The organism is Brevibacterium siliguriense (genome assembly GCF_900105315.1).
Taxonomy (GTDB): Bacteria; Actinomycetota; Actinomycetes; order Actinomycetales; family Brevibacteriaceae; genus Brevibacterium; species Brevibacterium siliguriense.
Genome location: NZ_LT629766.1, coordinates 2,789,223 through 2,803,309 on the forward strand (window position 1 = coordinate 2,789,223; position 14,087 = coordinate 2,803,309).

The 14,087-nt window shown below is 65.2% G+C and carries 9 protein-coding genes, 1 tRNA gene and 1 pseudogene; all 11 read right to left on the reverse strand.

From position 1 onward, the window contains the following. The 11 genes and pseudogenes from rho to BLU88_RS12505 all read right to left on the reverse strand — a co-directional run bounded on the left by rho (position 1) and on the right by BLU88_RS12505 (position 13,813). On the reverse strand, positions 1-2,013 hold the full coding sequence (gene rho, locus BLU88_RS12455; protein ID WP_092014359.1) for a transcription termination factor Rho: 2,013 nt from the start codon (positions 2,011-2,013) through the stop codon (positions 1-3). A gap of 224 nt (positions 2,014-2,237) precedes the next feature. Further along, positions 2,238-3,140, reverse strand: coding sequence for a homoserine kinase (gene thrB / locus BLU88_RS12460; RefSeq protein WP_092014363.1), 903 nt, complete (start codon positions 3,138-3,140; stop codon positions 2,238-2,240). A gap of 2 nt (positions 3,141-3,142) precedes the next feature. Then, positions 3,143-4,228: a threonine synthase gene (thrC, locus tag BLU88_RS12465; protein ID WP_092014366.1), complete on the reverse strand. Its 1,086-nt coding sequence runs from the start codon at positions 4,226-4,228 to the stop codon at positions 3,143-3,145. 2 nt (positions 4,229-4,230) lie between these two features. Next, positions 4,231-5,538, reverse strand: a complete 1,308-nt coding sequence (locus BLU88_RS12470; RefSeq protein WP_092014369.1) for a homoserine dehydrogenase — start codon at positions 5,536-5,538, stop codon at positions 4,231-4,233. Between the two features lie 159 nt (positions 5,539-5,697). Further along, a pseudogene (lysA, locus tag BLU88_RS12475) lies at positions 5,698-7,011 on the reverse strand (diaminopimelate decarboxylase); the annotation flags it as partial. After that, on the reverse strand, positions 7,011-7,835 hold the full coding sequence (locus tag BLU88_RS12480; protein WP_231939396.1) for a DALR anticodon-binding domain-containing protein: 825 nt from the start codon (positions 7,833-7,835) through the stop codon (positions 7,011-7,013). The pseudogene lysA and the gene BLU88_RS12480, both read right to left, overlap by 1 nt. Positions 7,836-7,919: 84 nt before the next feature. After that, positions 7,920-9,095, reverse strand: coding sequence for an MFS transporter (locus BLU88_RS12485; protein ID WP_092014375.1), 1,176 nt, complete (start codon positions 9,093-9,095; stop codon positions 7,920-7,922). Between the two features lie 49 nt (positions 9,096-9,144). Beyond that, complete coding sequence (locus BLU88_RS12490; protein ID WP_092014378.1) at positions 9,145-11,694, reverse strand: FtsX-like permease family protein; 2,550 nt, start codon at positions 11,692-11,694, stop codon at positions 9,145-9,147. Further along, a complete protein-coding gene (locus BLU88_RS12495; protein WP_092014381.1) occupies positions 11,691-12,464 on the reverse strand; it encodes an ABC transporter ATP-binding protein in 774 nt (257 codons plus the stop codon). The genes BLU88_RS12490 and BLU88_RS12495 overlap by 4 nt, the downstream gene beginning before the upstream one ends. A gap of 122 nt (positions 12,465-12,586) precedes the next feature. Continuing rightward, positions 12,587-12,662, reverse strand: a tRNA-Arg gene (locus BLU88_RS12500). A gap of 113 nt (positions 12,663-12,775) precedes the next feature. Continuing rightward, positions 12,776-13,813 carry a M15 family metallopeptidase gene (locus tag BLU88_RS12505; protein WP_092014384.1) on the reverse strand — a complete coding sequence of 346 codons (1,038 nt, stop codon included), beginning with the start codon at positions 13,811-13,813 and terminating at the stop codon, positions 12,776-12,778. Between the last annotated feature and the right edge of the window lie 274 nt (positions 13,814-14,087).

Genomic DNA, 14,087 nt, shown 5'->3' on the forward strand with positions numbered 1-14,087 from the left:
TCAGCTGTTGTCGGTCGACGACTTCGGCAGCGGGGTCGTCTTCTGGACCTGCATGAGGAACTCGACGTTCGATCCGGTTTCCTTGAGCTTCGACATGAGCAGTTCGACTGCCTGCTGCTGCTCGAGTCCCGAGAGCAGTCGGCGCAGCTGCCACATGACCTTCGTCTCTTCCTTGGTCATGAGCATCTCTTCGCGGCGAGTGCTCGAGGAGTTGACGTCGATGGCCGGGAAGATGCGCTTGTCGGCGAGCTGACGGCTCAGACGCAGCTCCATGTTGCCGGTGCCCTTGAACTCTTCGAAGATGACTTCGTCCATCTTCGAACCGGTCTCGACAAGGGCCGTGGCAAGGATGGTCAGTGAGCCGCCGCCTTCGATATTGCGTGCGGCACCGAAGAACTTCTTCGGCGGGTAGAGCGCATTGGCGTCGACACCGCCGGAGAGGATCCGGCCGGATGCAGGCTGCGCGATGTTGTAGGCGCGTCCCAGGCGAGTGATGTTGTCGAGCAGAACGACCACATCGGATCCCATCTCGACGAGACGCTTGGCACGTTCGATGGCGAGTTCGGCGATCGTAGTGTGGTCATCGGCCGGACGGTCGAAGGTCGAGGCGATGACTTCGCCTTTGACCGCACGCTGCATGTCCGTGACTTCCTCGGGACGTTCGTCGACGAGGACGACCATGAGGTGGGCTTCGGGATTGTTCTCGGTGATCGCATTGGCGATCTGCTGCATGATCGTCGTCTTGCCCGCCTTCGGGGGTGCGACGATGAGTCCGCGCTGGCCCTTGCCGATGGGAGTGATGAGATCGATGAGGCGGGTCGAGTGCAGCTTCGAGGTGGTCTCGAGGCGCAGCCGTTCCTGCGGGTAGAGCGGGGTCAGCTTCGAGAACTCGACTCGGCTGCGCGCATCGTCGACTGTGAGTCCGTTGACGGAGTCGAGGCGGACGAGGGCGTCGAACTTCTCACGCTTGTTGTTCCGCTGTTCGTTCTCGCGCGGCTGACGGATTGCGCCGGCGACGGCGTCGCCCTTGCGCAGACCGTTCTTGCGCACCATGGATGCCGAGAGATACACATCGTTCGGTCCCGGCAGGTAGCCGGAGGTGCGGAGGAAGGCGTAGTTGTCGTGGACGTCGAGGATGCCGCCGACGGGGATGAGCACATCGTCGTTGCGGATATCCGGCTCGTCGTTGCCGCGACCGCGACGCTTCCGGTCCCGGCCTCGTCCGCGACGGTTGTTTCCGCGATCGTCATCGTCGTTGTTGCGGTTGCGACGATCGTTGCGGTGTCCGCGATCGTTTCCGCCGTCCCGGTCGTTGTTGCCCCGGCTGTTTCCGCCGTTGCGGTCGCTGCCGCCTCGGTTGTCGTCGGAGCGATCGTTGTTCCGGCCGCGACGGTCGTTGTCGCGTCCTCCGCGATGGTCACGGTCCGAGCGGTCCTGGTCACCGGAGCGGTTCTGATCGCCGTTGCGGTTCTGATCGGCGGAGCGATCCTGGCCGCCGCGGTCGGTCGATTCCTCACCGCTGCCGTCGCGGCCCTCGGCCTGGGACTCGGAGCCCCGGGAGCGTGAGCGGCTGCGGCGGGAACGCTGTCGATCCTGATCACCGTTCGTGTCGTCGGAGGGTGCTCCTCCGGACTGGACGGCACCGGACTCGTCCTCGGACGAAGACTCGGAGTTCGGTTCGATGATGAGCGCCGGGGCATCCTCGGACGCGGAAGCGGCAGAACGACGTGAGGAGCGGCGGTTCGCAGACTCCTGCTTCTTCTCGTCCTGCTTCTCCGTCGGCTTCTCGGCCTTTGCGGCCGGTTCGGCGGCGGACTTCTTCTCGGCGGGCGCAGACTTCGTCTCAGCAGATCCGCCCGAGTGGCTGTTGATGGCGTCGATCAGTTCGCTTTTGCGAAGGCGACGGTAACCCTTGATTCCCAGACCGGCGGCCATTTCCTGGAGCTGGGGCAGCCGCAGCGCTGTGAGGCTGCCTGTGCGCGGGGTGGAATCCTGAGTGGTGGTTTCAGACACGAAGGTCCTTCTCCCTCTTTCGGCCGTGCGGCATGTGCCGTTTGCTCACGGCGACGGAAACACCATTGACGGTGCGTTGTGAAAGAAAACCTGCTAAAGAATGAGCAGGAGATGTTCCAGAATGTATGACATCAGCGACGGATCTGTGAAGAACAGTGGGAAGCCGTGCTCTGTCGGAACACCCACAGTCTACTTGTTCGGAGCCGATCTGGCGAATCGTTTCCTCAATTTTCTCGGCTCACCCGATAACCGCCGAGGTCAATCGCTGTGCGCTGAGCGACGAAGCCTGCCGGCAAAAGGGTGTCGGGCACCGCCTCGGCGAGGACGATTACAGTCGGCCCGGCTCCGGAGATGACGGCCGGGAGCCCCTCGGCTCGCAGCGAGTCGACCAGCGCCATCGACTCCGGATAGGCGCTGCGCCGGAACTCCTGATGGAGCTGATCTCGGGTGGCGTCGAAGAGCACCTGCGCGTCATTGCTCATTCCGTGGACGAGCAGGCCGGCCCGAGCCGAGTTGTCTGCCGCGATCGCGTGATCGATGCCCGCGGGGATGAGTCCCCGGGCGACCTCCGTGTCGAGGCGGAAGGAGGGCACGAGCACTGTGACCGTCTCGAGAGTGCGCACGGGCACCTGCCACGACTTCACGGGACTGGACAGGGAGACTGTGAGTCCGCCGAAGATCGCGGGCGCGGCGTTGTCCGGATGTCCTTCGACGGCGGTGGCGACCTCGAGGATCCGATCGCGGCTCAGTTCCACACCGGTCGACCATGCGCCGAGTTCCGCTGCGAGGCCGATCCCGGCCACCACCGCTGCCGCCGACGAACCCATGCCCCGGGAATGGGGAATCCGATTGACACATTCGAGCGACAGACGCTGACTCAGATCGGCAGCGACGTCAGGGAACTCCGAGTCGAGAACTTCTCCGATGATCCGCATGATCAGGTGCGAGCGGTCCCGGGGCAGCACCTCGGCGCCCTCCCCCGTCACCTCGACGCAGCAGTCAGGATCGACCGCTTCATCGTGGACGGTGAGGGTGAGGGTGTCGACGATGTCGAGTGCCAACCCGTATGAGTCATAGCCGGGGCCCAGATTCGCCGAGGTGGCCGGGACCTCGAGTCGGACGCGCACGCTCAGCCGTCCTCGAGCCCCAGCGCACGTGCGGCGCTGACGGCGTCGACGGATACGCGCTTGGTCTCTATATCGGACCCATCTGCGGTGTGCAGGGCCCAGCTGGGGTCCTTGAGCCCGTGACCGGTCACGGTGACCGCGATCGTCGCGTCCATTGGAATGCGGCCCGCGTCGGCCATCTTCAGCAGGCCCGCCACAGAGGCGGCCGAGCCGGGTTCGACGAAGATGCCCTCTTCGCTGGAGAGGATCTTGTGGGCTGCGAGGATCTCGTCGTCGGTGACCGAATCGATGATGCCGCCGGAGTCATCACGCGCCGTTTCGGCCTGCGTCCAGCTGGCGGGATTGCCGATGCGTATCGCGGTCGCCACCGTATCGGGCTCGTCGACCGGGTGGCCGAGAACCAACGGTGCGGCTCCGGCGGCCTGGAAGCCCCACATCTGCGGCAGCTGCTTGGAGAGCCCGTGTTCGCGGTATTCGTTGTATCCCTTCCAGTACGCCGTGATGTTGCCGGCGTTGCCGACTGGCAGAACATGGATGTCGGGGGCGCCGCCGAGGACGTCGACGATTTCGAAGGCCGCGGTCTTCTGGCCCTCGATGCGGTCGGGGTTGACCGAATTGACGAGGTGGACCGGGTAGGACTCGGAGAGCTTGCGGCACAGGGTCAGGCAGTCGTCGAAGTTGCCGTCGACCTCGAGCAGGGTCGCCCCATGGGCGATGGCCTGGCTCATCTTCCCCGGAGCGATCTTGCCGCTGGGCACGAGGACGGCACAGGTCAGTCCGGCCTTCGTGGCATAGGCGGCGGCAGAAGCCGAGGTGTTGCCCGTCGAGGCGCAGATGACGGCTTTGGCGCCTTGGACCACGGCCTTCGTGATCGCCATCGTCATTCCGCGGTCCTTGAAGGACGCGGTCGGGTTGAGACCCTCGTACTTCACCCACACCTGGGCACCGGTTCGCGCGCTGAGCTTCTCCGCCTTGATCAGCGGGGTCCCGCCCTCGCCGAGGGTGACTGCAGGAGTGTCAGCGGAGATGTCGAGGAGGCTGCGGTATTCCTCGACGACGCCCTGCCACTGGTGTCTGGGGTAATTCATTGTCACTGTCCTTCTACGCGGATCACGGATTTGACGGTGTGGACGACAGGCAGATCGATGAGTCGATCAACGGTCTTCTGCAGAGTCGAGTCGGTGTTCGAGTGAGTGGCCAGCACGAGCTTCGCATGCTGGACGCCTTCCTCGTCGATGTCCCCGATCGTCTGTCGCATGAGCTCGATGGAGGCCCCCTCGTCGGCGAAGACCTCGGAGACCGCGGCGAGCACACCGGGACGGTCCACCACGTCGAGGGTGATGTGGTACCTGGTCGTGATCGCTGAGATCGGCAGGATCGGGTAGTCCTCGTGGAAGGGACGTTCGTACTGTCCGCGTCCGCCGAGCACCTTGCGCCTGGCCACCGATACGAGGTCTCCCAGCACTGCAGATGCCGTCGGGGCTCCCCCGGCTCCCTGTCCGTAGAACATAAGCTGACCGGCGGCATCGGCTTCGATGAAGACGGCGTTGAACGCACCGCGCACGGATGCCAGGGCGTGGTTCCGGTCGAGCAGCGCCGGGTACACGCGCGCCGAGAGTCCGGGGCCTGCAGGGGAAGAGGCGACGCGTTCGCACACGGCCAGGAGTTTGATGACGAAGCCCTGGTCCCGAGCGGTCTCGACCATCTCGGCGGTGATGTCTTCGATGCCCTCGACGTGGACGTCGTCGATCGATACGGGGGCGTGGAAGGCCAGAGAGGACAGGATCGCGGCTTTCGCCGCGGCGTCGTGCCCGCCGATGTCAGCGGTCGGATCGGCCTCTGCGTATCCGAGCTCCTGGGCGGCGGTGAGCGCCTGTTCGAAGTCCCAGCCCTCGGAATCCATCTGGTCGAGGATGTAATTCGTCGTTCCGTTGACGATGCCCATGATGCGCTCGATCCGGTCACCGGCCAGCGAATCGCCGACGGGGCGGATGATCGGAATCGCACCGGCGACCGCCGCTTCGTGTTCGAGGCGCACACCTGCGGCATCGGCGGCGGACATGAGTTGGCCGTAGCTGGCGGCCAGCAGCGCCTTGTTCGCGGTGACGACGGATGAACCCTGGCGCAGCGCCGCGGTGATGAGCGAGCGGGCGGGTTCGATCCCGCCCATCAGCTCGACGACGATATCGGCGCCGTTGATGGCCGCCTCGGCGTCGGTCGTCAGCAGCTTCTCGTCGATGCCCGGCCGGGTCTTCGAGTCATCGCGGACGACGATGGCACTCAGCTCCAGCGGAGCGCCGATGCGTTCGGCCAGGCCTTCTGCACGGTTCTGAATACGGGCGGCGACTTCTGTGCCGACGACTCCGCACCCGAGCATGGCAACCTTCAGTGCCTGCATTTCCTCACCCTTTTCGCTTTTGTCTCTCACGCTCATCAGTTCGGTGCTCCTCCCCGGCCATGCCCGGGTCGGTGGCGAACATCTGCGAGTGGTCCTCGGGGTCACAATCCACTCAACTCTATCGGCCTCGACGGCGAGCACGCCGGGCCGGGGCAGGTGATTGTAGTTGTTGGCCAGCGACCGGCAGTAGGCCCCGGTGGTGGGGACTGCGACCAGGTCGCCTGCGGTGACGTCGGCGCCCATGTATTCGTCGCGGACGATGATGTCTCCGGATTCGCAGTGCTTGCCGACGACCCGCACGATTGCGGGTTCGGCTTCGGAGTTCCGGTTGGCCAGAGTGCACGAATAGTCCGCGTCGTAGAGGGCGGTGCGGATGTTGTCGCTCATTCCGCCGTCGACGGCGACGTAGGTGCGCGGGCCGCTGTCCGTGCTCACCTGCTTGACGGTGCCGACTTCGTAGAGCGTGAACACCGCCGGGGAGACGATGGCTCGTCCGGGTTCGATCGAGATCCGCGGCACGCTCGTGCCCAGCCCACGGCATTCCTTGGCCACGACGGCGGCAAGTTCCTCGGCCATCTCGGCGACCGGGATCGGGGTGTCCTGGGAAGTGTACCGGATGCCGAAGCCGCCGCCGAGGTCGACATCGGGCAGGTCGATGCCGTGTTCGCCCATGATCTCGGCGCGGAAGGCGAGCACGCGGGCGGCGGCTACTTGGAATCCGGAGATGTCGAAGATCTGCGAGCCGATATGCGAGTGGAGGCCGTCGAGCCGCAGGTGTTCGGATTCCGCTACCAGGCGAGCGGCCCGGGCTGCGGTGCCGTCGGCCAGAGACAGCCCGAACTTCTGGTCTTCGTGGGCTGTGGCGATGAAGTCGTGGGTGTGCGCTTCGACGCCGACGGTGACCCGCAGCATGACCGGCGCGACCGTCCCCCTGGCCCCGGCGATGGATTCCAGGCGTGCGACCTCGTCGAGGCTGTCGACGAAGATCCTGGACACGCCATAGTCGAGGGCGTATTCGAGTTCTGCCGCGGATTTGTTGTTTCCGTGCAGCCCGACTCGGTCGCCGGGGACACCGGCGGCGCGGGCGATCATCATCTCTCCCAAGGAGCACGTGTCGAGGCCGAGTCCGGCCTCATGCACCCATCGGGCCACGGCCGTGCACAGGAAGGCCTTCCCGGCGTAGAAGACATCGGCTCCGGCCAGTCCCTTCTCGACGGAGAACGCGTTGGAGAACGTGCTCAGGTAGGTCCCGGCGCGACTGCGGAAGTCGGCGACGTCCATCACGAGAGTGGGAGTGCCGTACTGTTCGGCCAGCTCCGTCACGGGGTGGCCGGCGATCGTGAGCACGCCGTCGGCGCTCTTCGTGACGTTGTCCGACCACAGACTCGGCAGCAGCGCATTGACGTCATCGGGATAGGGCAGCCACACCGGGGCCGGTGTCGCGTGCAGAGTTCCTGCGATATGTGCGGGCATCAGATCCTCTCCGGGGCCGAAGCGCCCAATTGTCGTAGTCCTGCGGCGAGGACGATGATGACGGCTCTCAGAGCGAGGAGCCTGGAGTTATGGGTGACGGTGATGTCCTCATCGACGGTCGGAGTGACCGGGCAGCGGCGAATCCAGTCCTCGACGGTGTCAGCAAGGTCGACGAGTGCTGTGAGGAAGGGCTCGGCCCCGCCGAGGCGGCGGGAGCGTTCCAGCGCCGACGGCAGCCCTGCCAGGGCATTGAGCATACGAGTCTCACTCGGGTGTGTGAGGCTCCCAGGATCGACGCCCTCCGTCGCGATTCCGGCTCGATGCGCCCGTCGCTGTTCGCGGCAGGCGGCGGCATGGCCGCGTTGAAGGACCTGCACTGCGTTCGGATCGATGTGATCATCACATCCGCCTGCGAAGAGTGCTTGTGCCGACCCACGGTACGAAACGGCGAGCAGCGCCGGGAGCGGTGTCCGCTCCGGTCCCGCTCCCCCACCTGAGTCGGTCTCCGCTGAGATGACGATGTTGCAGACGATGTGCGCCCGGCCGACCGGAGTCAGGGTCACGTTGACGAACCCTGGTTCGGCGATGACGGCGTCTGCCACCGCGGGGAGTCCGCGCAGCTCGGCGCACAGGTGCGCGGCGAGTTCGGTTCGCCGATCGGGTGAAGCAGCGGCGCGCAGCGCCACGGGTGTCGTCCAGTCACCGAGATCGGAACGAGTCGGCGCGAGAACGTCGATGGGCGCGTCGAATCCCGGTGCCACAAGACCGGCGTCGGCCGACGCCAAGGCGCGCGCGAGTGCAGTCTGCAGGTCTTCCGGGGTCACTCGAACAGAGTACTCGGGGCCGGACTGCGAGGACGAATCCGGTGTCATCTTCGCTCTCATGACGAGACGGATGCTCACAGGGCTTCAGATTGCGCCGGGTCGGCAGGCAGCGTGGCTGACGAAGAATTTGACGACCACTGAGGCGAGCACAACGGCGAATGCCGGCCACATGCTGTCGAAACTCTGGACGAGGAAGGCGAAGATCAGCGGTCCCGTGGCTGCGAGGAGATAGCCGCCGCCCTGGACGAAGCCGGACAGGGCAGCGGCCGCCTTCGCGTCACGTGCACGCAGGGTGATCAGTGTCAGCGCGAGCGGGAATGTGGAAATGCCGATGCCCAGCAGAACGGTCCACAGGATCGGAGCGGCCGTCGGCACTAGCCACAGACCCAGGTAGCCAACGGCCAGGCTGAGACAGAAGCCGACGACGAGGAGGTAGGCCGAACGCATCTTCTGCGCCAGTGCCGGCAGCACGAAGCCGAGGACGAGCGGAATGGCGGTGACCAGGGCGAGCATCGCTCCGCCGAAGGCCGCATCGAATCCGGAGCGGGTGAGCAGGCTCGGCAGCCAGGTGAAGAGGATGAAGTTGTTGAACGACGTCAGCCCCGTCATCGTCATCAGCGCCCACGCCCGCGGGCTGCGCAGGAGGCGGGAGAGCTCGCTGCCGCCGACCACGGCTGCGGCCACCTCGGCGTCAGGTTCGGGCCTGACGATGCGGATGACGATCCAGGCGAGGACTCCCAGAGCTGCGAATCCGGCCCAGACGAGGAGAGATCCTCTCCATCCGAAACCTGAAGCGAGGGGAACGGCGACCAGCGGCGGGATGAAAGTGCCGAACTGGAGCAGCCCGACATGAACGGTCGACATGAGCGCCACCTTGTCGGGGAAATACGATTTCACCAGAGGCGGTAGGACCACGTTGCCGATGCCCATACCCAGCAGAGCGAGCACGCTGAGGGCGAGGAAGAGCGTTGGAGAATCGATGACCGCGCGAACGCCCAGTCCGATCGTGACCATCACCATCGCGGCCAGCGTCAGGCCGAGTCCGGAGAAGCGGGCATAGAGCCGCGGGGTGATGAAGCCGCTGAGGCCGTACAGCAGCGGCGGCAGCATGCCGATGATCGCCAGGAATGCCGCGCTCAGTCGGATCTCTTCGCCCATGGCGTCGAGCAGCGGTGAGAGACCGGTGACCCCGGGTCGCAGATTGAAGGCGGCGAAGACGATTCCGAGGATGATCAGAATGCGGATGCGCGCGGAGTTCATGAGCTCTTTCCTATCAGACGCCGACCTCCCGCCAGTCGGTCGGGCCACATCAGAAGTCGAGCTTGAGTCCTTCGACGGGTGAGAGCCGGGAAGCGCGCCTGGCCGGAGCCAGAGCCGAGAGGATCCCGGCGACGACCGCCACTGCGAGGATGCCGAGGAAGGACGGGGAGGAGAAGTCGACGATGAGGTCGGTGGAGTAGTCGTGCGTGACCAAACGTGTGCCGACGATGCCCAGGGCACCTCCGAGGACGAGTCCGAGCACTGCGGCCACCGATGAGATGAGCACCGCCTCGAGCGCCAGCAGAGTCCGCAGCTGTGCGATGCTCAGTCCCAGTGCCCGCATGAGCGCGTTCTCCCTTCGGCGTTCGATGACGGAGAGGCTGACCGTGTTCGAGACGCCGATGAGGGCGATGATCACGGACACGAAGAGGAGGGCCACTGCTCCGGCGAGCATGACGTCGATGAGTTCCGAATAGGCACCTCGGGCGACGGCCGAACCGCCGACCTCTTCGCTGGAGACGTCGAGCGTCTCGGCCACGGAGTGGCGGATACGCGTGATCTCGTCGACCTCGACGTCCTCGTCGAGGCGGACGAGCACGGCCGTCGAGGTCGCCGAGATGCCGAGGTCGTTGCCGACCTCGGGAGTGGTGAAGAAGGCGAGGCTGGAGAGTCCGTCCCTATGCACGGGCACGCTCAACTCGTTGAGACCCTTCACCCGCACGGTCGCAGAGCGGTAGTCCTCGGGAACGGTGACGCGTCCGGACACGATATCGGCGGCTGCGTCTCCGAGCACCGTCTCGGCGCTGTCCGGGTCGATGACGAAGATCTCGGGACGGGAGCCCTTGAACTCCTCGACCGCCTCGGCACGGTGGGCGATGACCGCGGTGGACACTCCGGGGATCTCGCGCACATCATCGATGTCATCATCGTCGACGAGGCCCGACAGCGGTACGGAGATATCGACGGGATAGCGCTGGTCAAGCCCGTGGCTGAGCGTCGCTTTCGTCGACATGCCGCCCACGAGGATCGTCGCCACCAGGGTCACACCGATGATCAGCGCGGTGGCCGTGGCCGCGGTGCGGCGCGGATTGCGCATTGTGTTCAGGGTCGCCAGCTGTCCGGGCACACCCCAGGGGCTGAACAGCACCTCCCCCGTCCATGCAACGACGGGCGGGATGATCTTCGCCGAACTGATGACCAGTCCGGTGACGACGAGTCCTCCTCCCAATGCGCCGCCGAGGACCCAGAGCTGCGCGGTCGATACCGCATAGACGGAGACGATGACGAGCACGACGCCCAGGCCGATGAAGCCGAACCCCACAAGGTGACGGGGCCGGGAGCGGGTGCTGGGCGAGATGGAGGCGTCGAAGGGCTGGAGTGCTTCGAGTGGAGTCACGGCGATGGCGCTGCGAGCCGGCCGGATGGTGGCCACGATCGTCAGCAGAGCACCGACGACGACTCCGCCGACGAGTGCGGAGACGGGAACGGTGAGGGTGTCGTAGGGGAATTCCTCCGGCCAGTAGCGCACGGCCGCAGCCATGAGTCCGCGGCTGACGCCGACTCCCGCGAAGACGCCGAAGATCGACCCGAGCAGTCCGACGAAGAGTCCTTCGGCCACGACGGATCCGTACATCTGCAGGCGGGTGGCGCCGAGGCAGCGCAGCAGCGCGAATTCGCGACGGCGCCCGGCGACGATTACGGAGAAAGTGTTGGAGACGACGAGGATGGCGACGATGACGGAGATTCCGGCGAACACGAGCAGCAGCCCGGTCACGACGGCATTGCCGCCGGAGAGACGATCGGTCTTCGCCGTCACGGCATCGTCCACACTGAGCGCTTCGAGGCTGCCGTTCAGTTCCGTACCGTCGATGATCCTCTGCAGCTGGGCGCGCACCGCTTCCCGGTCCGCACCGTCTTCGAGGGCGATCTGGATGGCGATGACGTCGCCCTGCTGGGCGAAGTACTCCTGATATCCCGAGGACGTGGTCAAAGCCCGAGTGGCGCCGGGAAGGGCGGGATCCTGCCCCATCTCCGCGATGCCGACGACGGAGAAGGTCACGCTGCTCTTGCTCGGACCCCGGTAGATGGGCATATCATCGTTCCCACTCTCCACCGGAACTGCGTCGACGGTGAAGCGGATCTCATCACCGATTCCGACGCCCAGATCGCTTGCTGTGCGGGTGTCGAGGACGAGGTCGGTCGTCGCTTCCGGTCGCTGGCCCGAGACCATGTCGAAGGTGTCGAGCCGTTCATCCGCCGGAACCGGGGACAGCGCAAAGGAGCTCTCTGAGAATGACGCTCCTCGTCCCGTTGTGACCGTGCGGGCCGACAGAGACGCGGTATCCACACCGTCGACCTCGGACAAGGGACCCAGCAGCGGGGAGGCCTCGTCTCCCCCGACGAAGACGTCTCTGCTTGGGACGACTGTGAGGTCGGATTTCTCGAAAGAACGACCGACGGCATGTTCGAGGCTGTCCTGCAGCGAGGAGTTGATGATCAGGGTGGTCGCGACGAATCCCGAAGCCAATGCGATGCCGAGGCCGATTGCGAGGAACCGGGCCCAGTGGATCCGAATCTGTGCGAGGGCGACTGCGATCACAGAGAACTCAGTTCGCTCAGCGCCGTGACCACGCTGTCTCGGGTCGGCTGCCGGACTTCGCCCGTGGCACGTCCGTCCTTGAGGAGGACGACCCGCCCGGCGTGCGATGCCGCCACGGGATCGTGGGTGACCATGATGATCGTCTGCCCGTACAGGGTCGTGGCCCGTCCGAGGAGGGACAGGACCTCCGCACCGGCATGGGAGTCGAGGTTTCCCGTGGGCTCATCGGCGAAGATGACATCCGGTCGGGTCAGCAGCGCACGGGCCACGGCAACTCGCTGCTGCTGACCGCCGGAGAGTTCGTGCGGACGATGCTGGAGACGATCGCCGAGTTCGAGTCGTTCGACGACTTCGGCCTTCCACTCTCGATCGATCTTCTTCCTGGCCAGCGACACCGGCAGTTCGATGTTCTGTTCCGCGCTCAGCGTCGGCACGAGGTTGAAGGCTTGGAAGATGAACCCGACTCGGTCGCGCCGCAGCTGGGTCAGCTGCCGGTCGTTGAGGCGGGTGATGTCTCTGCCGCGCATGATGATCGAACCGGAGTCGACGCGGTCAAGTCCGGCGAGCACGTGCATGAATGTCGACTTCCCAGAGCCGGAGGGTCCCATGATGGCGGTGAAGCGACCCGATTCGAAGTCGACGCTGATGTCGTCGAGGGCGTCGACTGCCGTATCACCGCGGCCGAAGCTCTTGCGCAGGCCCTGCGCGCGGAGGACGATTTCGTCGTCGTCCGTGCTCGTCTGGACGGGCTCATCAGCAGGTTCCGACATCGCATGCCTCAAATCACGGTTCGGGTCTCGTCTCCGACTACCTTAGGTCCTGTCCGCACCGCCGACCACTCGGATCGCAAATGCAGAACCGCCCACCTCAGCAGTTGAGATGGGCGGTATTGTGGTGCCCGCGACAGGATTCGAACCTACGACCTTCTGCTCCGGAGGCAGACGCTCTATCCACTGAGCTACGCGGGCAACGGATGTAACTCTATCACCGTTGGCACCACCGCCCAAAAACGACACCGCGCGCAATCTGCGAACGATTGCACACGGTGTCGTAAGGCTGTGATCAGCGATGTTCGAGCAGATCAGGCGCCCTTCATGGCTTTGCGGCCCGGCACGTACTCCCAGTGCCAGAGCTCATAGGAATTGCGCTTGGCCCAGTCGGGGTTCTCCCACCCGAACTTGTCTGCATTGGCGACGAGCCACTCGTACTGCTGGCCGGTTCCGTTCTGCGTACCCGCACCGAGATCCAGCGCCAGGCCCCAACCGTGGTTGGAGGTTCCCGGACGAGCCGCGAAGCCGGGTTTGCGGGACGCGACGGAGATCTGAGCGTCCAGCGACCGGTAGGAGTCGGTGACGGCGAGGTCCTTGCCGGTGTCCTTCTTGAACGCTGCGTTCATCTTCGCGAACGACACGGCCGCATCGGAGCGCAGCTTGTGGTTGCCCACACCAATCTCGCACAGCCATTCGTCGGGCAGTTCGCCATTGCTCGCGTCGCCTTTCGGCGCGGCTTCGTCACATCCGGGAAGAACCGTCTTCGTGATCGCCCGCGACGCCGCGTCGACCTTGGTCTGCTTGGCGCTCGGAGCACCGATGGTCATCGAGGTCTTGTCGTCTTTGTCGACCTTGATGTCCGCGGAGACTGACTCGGCGTTGATCGCACGCGGCTGGGACTGTGCGGCGGTGTCATCGACCTTGACTTCCTGGTTGCCGCTCATGTTTCCGGCGACCATCACAGCGGCGACGGCGGTGCCGGTGACCGAAACGGTCGCCAGTGCAGAGAACGTCGTGACCTTGCGCCGGCGTACCGACCGAAGCAGCGAACCGTCGGAACCGCGACTGCCGAGCTGTGCCGCAACCAGAGTCGAAGTATGACCCGCGGGGGTCATCGGCCGTGCGGCCTCTTTGGCCATCGCTGCCCGTCGCGGCGAACCCGCAGCGGCGCGGGCCTCGGCGGCCATGGCCGCGCGACGGGGTGAGAGTACTGCGGATGCGGTACTCCGCGACTGCGATGTCGCGCGATGCGCTGAGTTGATCATCGAAACCTGCGAAGAGGCGTTCTGCTTGCGCAGATCACGTCGGCGAACCGGCGGCGCCTCGACGGTCGAGAGCTCACTCGACATAGTGCTCCATACTGTTGGTGATGGCTGTGCGGCGGAGGCCCTCTGCCGGGCGCCCGAAAGCTTATGTCACAACACTATAACGGCATCGTTACAGTATGTCACTTTCAGTTCATACACAGCGTGTGACCAGGCGATTCATCGATTATGTCCGGTCACAACCCACTACAGGCGGTCTACTCCAGGTGTCCCGAATCACTATATCGTTATGAACCGTTACACAGTCGGTCACGAATCGGACTCCACGCTGAACACTGTCTGCCCGGGATCGCCCACT